Here is a 1,562-nt window from a genome sequence, read left to right as displayed (position 1 = left end):
TAGCGGATTGATGATTGCAAGCCTGCTTGCCGAACGAATCCGCAAGGCAATCATGGCCTTTGAATTTCATGGCGTCGGGCATGTTACCGCCAGTTTCGGAGTCGCTGAATATCGGGAGGACGAGACCTGGGAATCTTGGCTATGCCGTTCTGATGCAGCCCTGTATGCAGCCAAAGAAGGTGGGCGTAACCGGGTGGTCACCGATGCTTGCGGGGCTGATGAGGCTGACGAAGCCGAACTTCTTGATCTCGCGTTCCTCCGTCTGGTCTGGAGGAGCAACTACGAATCCGGCCATGCCTTGCTCGACACGCAGCACCGGAACCTATTCGAACACGCAAATAATTTGCTGATAGCGGTCATCGGAGAACGACCCACCGATGAGGTGGCACCTCAGATCGAAGCCCTTGTCGCAGACCTTCTGGATCATTTCCGCGATGAAGAAGCCGTTTTCCGCTCGATAGGATATTCCGGTGCAGATGAACATGCCCTAACCCACCAGGGACTAATCGACCGTGCCGGGGAATTGGTGGCGAATTTCACATCCGGCGAACTGGCCTTGGGCGACCTGTTCAATTTCCTGGCCTACGACGTGGTGGCAAAGCACATGCTATCAGAGGACCGAAAGTTTTTTGGACAAATGCAGGCAATTCGCGATACAGCGGGTTGAGCACAGGCAATCATTTCGGACGATAATGGCGATATTCGGGCGAAAAACCCAATCCATCCAAGTCGGGGATCGATTCATGAAAGCCAACGACCAGACCAGGAAGGTGTGGGAGATTTCAAGGCTTTGGACGACCGTTGATGGCGTCCCCCATGCCCGCCTTGTTCACCAACACGAGACGCTGATGGTGTCGATTCGCACCCTGGCGGATCAAGAGTTCTTTACGGCTATTCCGATGATACGGAGCGAACCATAAAGCAGATCGGCGGTGGCGAACTGGCGAGAACTCCACCGCCTGATCGTGCTGGATGGATTCGGGGGGAGGGGCCATCCAGATGTGGCCGCTTTGGGGGAAAGCCACGAGTGAACGCTACCGCATTCATTTAATGCCATCAAGACGTTAACTTCTCGCCCATATGGTGAATAACTTGAACGCAAATCCGACCATGGACACCGCATCGGTCACCATCTCAACGATTCACATTACTCATCTCAGGAATGCAGGAAAGCTGCGTGCCTTGGCTGATGTTGAAGTTGTCTTTGATGGCATCGAGATGACCATCCAAGGTGTCCAGGTTCGGGCTGATGGCAAAAGCACCGAGGTCTCCTTGCCAAAATATCGGGCACCTGATGGTTCATGGAGAGCGGCGATCATTCTTCCCGAGGAAATCAAGGGGGCTATTTCGGACACGGTGATTGCTGCGGGATTGGAGGCAGGAATCCTCCGGGTGAAGGAGGAGTCCGTTGGGGATCGGTGCACAATGGAAGGTGCTAAATCTCCGGACCATTTTGCTTGAGGTTGATGAAAGATATAAATCTTTGGTAGCATTTGATCGGCGTGAAGGCGGAGGACGGCCATGATTGTTGCAAACACAGGTTGGCCTGATCTCGAACTCTT

Annotated in this window: 3 protein-coding genes; all 3 read left to right on the top strand. The window is 53.6% G+C overall.

The window, feature by feature from the left end; all coding sequences use genetic code 11:
• Positions 1-667 (top strand): hemerythrin domain-containing protein (locus H261_RS22775; protein WP_008622686.1); only part of this gene is annotated, 667 nt, incomplete at its 5' end.
• A gap of 76 nt (positions 668-743) precedes the next feature.
• Complete coding sequence (locus H261_RS22770) at positions 744-920, top strand: hypothetical protein (protein ID WP_235063044.1); 177 nt, start codon at positions 744-746, stop codon at positions 918-920.
• 190 nt (positions 921-1,110) lie between these two features.
• Entirely contained in the window at positions 1,111-1,461 is a 351-nt protein-coding gene (locus H261_RS22765; RefSeq protein WP_008622684.1) for a hypothetical protein, read from the top strand.
• Positions 1,462-1,562 lie beyond the last annotated feature (101 nt).

The organism is Paramagnetospirillum caucaseum, from assembly GCF_000342045.1.
Lineage (GTDB): Bacteria > Pseudomonadota > Alphaproteobacteria > Rhodospirillales > Magnetospirillaceae > Phaeospirillum > Phaeospirillum caucaseum.
This window is presented reverse-complemented; position numbering and strand designations above follow the sequence as displayed.